This is a genomic window from uncultured Chitinophaga sp. (genome assembly GCF_902168175.1).
GTDB lineage: Bacteria > Bacteroidota > Bacteroidia > Chitinophagales > Chitinophagaceae > Chitinophaga.
Window position 1 is genome coordinate 1 of the sequence record NZ_CABHOU010000063.1, and the last position, 5,313, is coordinate 5,313.

The 5,313-nt window shown below is 44.6% G+C and carries 4 protein-coding genes; all 4 read left to right on the forward strand.

Annotated elements, in window-relative coordinates; translation table 11 throughout:
- Positions 1-314: DUF4974 domain-containing protein (locus QZT80_RS13545; protein WP_295122619.1), on the forward strand; the 314-nt coding region annotated here is incomplete at its 5' end.
- 69 nt (positions 315-383) lie between these two features.
- Positions 384-3,851 carry a carboxypeptidase-like regulatory domain-containing protein gene (locus QZT80_RS13550; RefSeq protein WP_295122621.1) on the forward strand — a complete coding sequence of 1,156 codons (3,468 nt, stop codon included), beginning with the start codon at positions 384-386 and terminating at the stop codon, positions 3,849-3,851.
- A 22-nt stretch (positions 3,852-3,873) separates the two neighbouring features.
- Entirely contained in the window at positions 3,874-4,680 is an 807-nt protein-coding gene (locus QZT80_RS13555) for a hypothetical protein (RefSeq protein ID WP_295122623.1), read from the forward strand.
- Positions 4,681-4,702: 22 nt separating this feature from the next.
- On the forward strand, positions 4,703-5,313 hold a 611-nt coding region (locus QZT80_RS13560), incomplete at its 3' end, for a hypothetical protein (RefSeq protein WP_295122624.1).

A 5,313-nucleotide genomic window follows, 5' to 3' on the forward strand; every position in this document is an offset into this window, starting at 1 on the left:
TGCCCAACCAGCGCTCTGTATGGGTGGCAGGGAAAGAAACATTTGAAACTACGCAAACTGATGCTGCTATTTACAACGGCTGGCGCGATGGTGTGATCCAATTCCATGATGAGCCGTTGGCGAACGTGATCGCTACCCTGGAACGCAGGTTTAATGTGCCGGTGAAGGTGGTTGGAGTAATTGGTGCCGACCAGTTCTGTACGGCAAGGTTTGATGCGAACGAATCGCTGGATAATATACTGGAAAGCCTCCATCACATCTATGGCTTAACCATCACTAAAAAGGAAGGAACTATACTTATTCAATCAAAATAAAACACCCGGTACGCATCGCCAAATGACTATACCGGGTATTATTAATTAACAAAAACTCAACTCAAAAGTATGAAAAAAAGGATTTCCTGTGCCCGAACCCTGGAAAAAGCACCGCTGATGAGGTGTTTGTCCCGGATGCTATTTTGCCTGTTGTTATTAGGCCAGCAGCTGCACGCACAGGACGCAGGTAAACAAAAGGTGAACCTGCAGGCAGATAATCAACCATTAGAAAGAACATTTCGTTTGCTGGAACAACAAACCGGCTACACCTTCGCGTATAACAGCAGGGAAATAAAAAATGAACTGGAAGAGAAATTCAGTTTCAGAGAAATGGACAAACCTTTGTCTGGCGTATTGGACGTAATTACAAAACGTACCGGCCTGCAATTCAGACAAACCGGCAGAATTGTTTCTGTACAAAAGGCTGCCCAGGTTAAACCGGTGCAGGAGAAAGGTCCTGGTAAAGTAATTGGTAAAATACTGGACGAGGAAAACGGCCAACCGGTAATAGGGGCCACTATCCGTATCGGTAATACCGGTACTACTACTGGTACAGATGGCTCTTTCAGCATCTCTCTTCCTAAAGGTTCCTATGTTGCTACCGTAAGTTATATCGGTTACGGCACTAAAGAGGTGAGCGGGGTGATTATTAAGGATAACGAGGCGTTTGAACTGAATATCGTGTTGAAAAGAAAAAAGGGGCAACTGGCCGGCGTAGTGGTAAAGTCGCAGGCCAGGAAAGAGGGCGTGGCTGCTTTGTATGCACGCCAGAAGAACACGGCCGAAATTTCCAATGGTATTTCTTCGGAACAAATTTCCGCTACTCCAGATAAAAACGTGGGCGAGGTCCTGAAACGTATTTCCGGCGTGAGTACCAACGATAACCGCCGGGTAGTGATCCGCGGCATTGCGGAGCGTTACAACGTGGCCCAGCTCGATGGTGTTACACTGCCAAGTACGGACGTACAGGTGCGTGATTTTGAGTTCGATATTATCCCCAGTAACCTGATCGATAATATCATCGTATCTAAAGGTTACACGCCTGATATGAGCTTCGGTTTTGGAGGCGGACTGGTGCAAATCAATACGCTGGCTATTCCTACTAAAAACTTCAACAACATCAACTTCGGTGGTAAATACAACGATCGCAGCACTGGTAAGGAATTTCTTGGCTATGGCCGTGGAAAGAATGACTGGATCGGTTTTGATGACGGAGGCAGGAAAGACCGCTTTCCGGAAGGCTTGTTCTACTTCGAGATGGATCGTTACAATCCCAGGAATCCATATACGGACGTAACACCTCCCAACTCAGGGCTTACACCCATCACACCTGAAATGATAGCGGAGCAGAATAAAAGGATCGGAGGCACTGAACGACTGGGTACCCGTATTTATAAAACAATGCCATCGCAAAACTACCAGTTTAGCCTCGGCAGAAGTTATAACCTCGGTAAAAGCCGTGTTGGTTTCGTAGCGTCAGCAAGTTATCGTAACGAACAGAATATCGACGATATCCTGCATTTCGAAAGAGGCAGCTGGCAAAAACCTGCAGCCACCTACGATGCCAAAACAGGCAAAGAGTTGCAGGAAACAAAGAGTAAACAATACAATTACAACACCAACTGGGCTGTGCTTGTAAATGGCGGCTGGCAAACAGATAAGCATAAGATCATTACCCGTAATTTTTATTCACGCAGCTTCCAAAGCCGCTTCGTTCGCATAGTGGGCTGGGGGAATGATATCGGCTTTGACGATAATCCGGCTGTACTGGAAAACGATAGTCCGAAGTTTCTTGACCTGTTACAGAATAAATTAACCGGTGAACATAAAATAGGTGCCTTTACGATAGACTGGAACCTGGCGCGCAATAAAATTTCTAACTACGAGCACGATGCGGTAGAGGCAGGGTTAGCGCCTGAAAGTACAGCTAATGGCATCGTGTACACCTATGCACCTAATAGTGTAAGCGATCCTGGTGTCGGTGCTTTTAACAGGTCGCAGTATAAATATGATGAAGATAACATGATAGCTGATGCTGCCCTTAGCTACCAGTTCAAAATAGGTGGTCTTAATCAAAAGATTAAAGGCGGATACCAGTTCCTGGAACGTCATGGTGAATATCGCTGGAATATTTTGCCAATTGGCTCTGTGAACAGTGGCCGACTCAGAGGTATCCGGGTAAGCGAATGGACTAAGTTCTTCGAATTTAGTGATCCGTTAAACGATGTATACTATTATCCCGGCACGTTCTCTTTATCGGGCTACGAGGGTAAAAATACGAACGAAGCGTTTTTTGGTATGATGGATAACCACATCACCCCATGGTTGAGAATGGTGTGGGGTCTCCGGGTAGAATCGTATGTATACACCGAGGTTAAAGACGGCGTAAGTAATATCAGTACTAAGATAGAGCAGCAGGCGGAAGCAAGACGCCGGTATGTAGATCCTGAAACTGGCGAACTGGTACACAAATACCTGAATGCTGCTACGGAAGAGCAAAAATGGCGCTATCTGCCGTCTGTAAATCTTACTGCCACGCCACTGGAAAACTTAAATATCAGGGCTTCCTATGCACAGTCAGTAGTAAGGCCTTCATTGATCGAAAATTCGGGCTTCTCTCGTATTAACCCTATACTGGGCCGTATTCAGCATAACATTGGGGTGTTATCTACCGTTATCGATCACTATGATACAAAACTGGAATGGTATCCTTCTCCCGGAGAGGTATTGTCCGTGGGTTATTTCTACAAATATTTCAAGAACCCTGTGGAGCTGTACCTGGATATTACTAACTCAAGCCAGTCGATCGATGCGTTAACCGGTAACTCCGATTGGGCTAAAGTAAATGGTTGGGAATTTGACCTTCGTAAAAACCTTGGTTTCCTGGCCAAAGGATGGAAGCCGCTGGAAAACTTCTACCTGAGCGGCAACCTTACATTCCAGCAATCCGAGGTACAGGCCAGCAGGTTCGAGTACAACAGCTTTGGTGAAAGTAGTTACGATAAACAGGAATTAAGCTACGCATACCGTACCAAAACATTACTCAAAGAAAAACGTCCGCTGTACGGCCAGGTGCCAGTGTTGTATAACCTGGGCTTATTGTACAACGACGATCGTTTAAGTGTGAACGTGGTACTTAACCATATGGGCTACAAAACTTTCACCGTAGGTATGAAGCCTGAGTTTGTGGAGTATGAACGTCCGCGCGACCAGCTGGATGCACAGGTAAGTTATACATTCCTCAAAAACCAGGCATTAAAGGTGAAACTGAACATGAGCAACCTGTTAGATAATCCGCACCGCTTCTTCATCAATTCTCCCGGCACTTACAAAGTGAAAGATAACATGGAGAACGTATATGGCGACATGGAATGGGCCGACAGGTACGAGTGGAAATACGGTTTCTCTGAAAAGTATGAGAAAGGTTATTACGAAACATCTGCCGATGGTAAAACCAAAACACGTATCGGCGATATCGACACTTTTGTAAGGAAAGTAGGCCGCTCCTTCAGTTTCTCTGTTTCTTATTCATTCTAATAACCGGATTAAAAATATAAGTATGAAGTTCTTAAATACCTGTTTTGCTGCTTTAACACTGCTTTCTGTCGCACTGGCCGGTTGCCAGGACGACGACAATTACCTGGTAAAAGAAGAGGCGTTTTCGGTGGTAACTGGCGGTTTTAACGGAAGCAGCGATGAGTTGGTGGTGACGATAGACACTATGACCATGAAATTCGGGATCAGCCCGGTCTCAAATTTTAAACGTACCGATAAGTATACGTTCCCGGAAGGTAAAGACAGTGTAATGGTGAGTTTTAAGGAGAAAGAAACCGGTAAACTGGTGTACGAAAGAAGTGTAAAAAGAGGTGATTATAGTATTACGATTGAATTGATATATGTAGGAGGCAGGTTGATAAGTAAGCCGGTAGCGCCGACAGACAATCCTGCGGGATTTAAGTTAGTGAGTTACCTGTTCCTGCCAAATGTTTCCAATTATACGGGCGACATCGACATCGTTTATTATAAGAAGGTAGAAGTCGTGCAAAATAATCAGCTGGTGTTTGACAGACGGGAAGAACTAGCCAGGATTACCACAAAACCATACACCTTTTCGGAGTTCTTAAAAGCACCTGAGTTTAAGAGCGGACGAAATGAAATAGATGGTAAGGTATATTTCTTTAATGTGCAGATAATGTTTTACAAAGCTGGTACTAATGAACTCTATCATGTAGGAACTGGCTACACTGCCAATCCTTCTGCCGGGTTCCCGTTTCCGTATAACACCAAACCTATGGTAGTGGGCGTAATGGAGCAGGGGTTGATAGGCGGAAATTATATAGAGAATTTCTATCAGATACAATTCTAATAACTCAACGAATAAATCATTTATGTTAAGAAGATACATACAGCGATTTGCGATAGTGGCACTAACGGTGCTGGCAATAGCATCCTGCAATAAAGAAATAGTATCGTCGAAAGTAATTAACGTTACTTTTCACGGCTACAATGCCACTGATATGCGACTGGAGGTTTCTGTTGATACAATGGTGTTTGATAAGCACATACAGCAGGCTAACAGGCGGGTAGGCTTTAGTATGGTATACCCATTCCCGGCAGATAAAAAGGAAGCTACCCTGCACGTGAAAGATCTTACCAGCGGAAAGGAGATATTTACAAAGACACTTAAGTTAAATGGCGACACACTGGAGTTTTATCACAACCTGGTAATCGTTGATGATAAGATCGTGGAAGTAAAACCTCCGGCTGCTGATCCTGCCACCAATAAGCTGAGTTTTTATCTTTATAACCCTGAGAGTACCGACCCGATTGATATTTTAATGTATAATCAAAATACTGGCGAGCAATTGTACCTGGCCCAAAACGTGGTGCCTCAAACCTGGGTGAATATTGATTATCTGCCAACGCCGGGCTTTTGGGAAAAGAACGATGTGGAGAGCGCCACGTTATACTTCCTGAAAGCGGGAACATTCGACTGGGC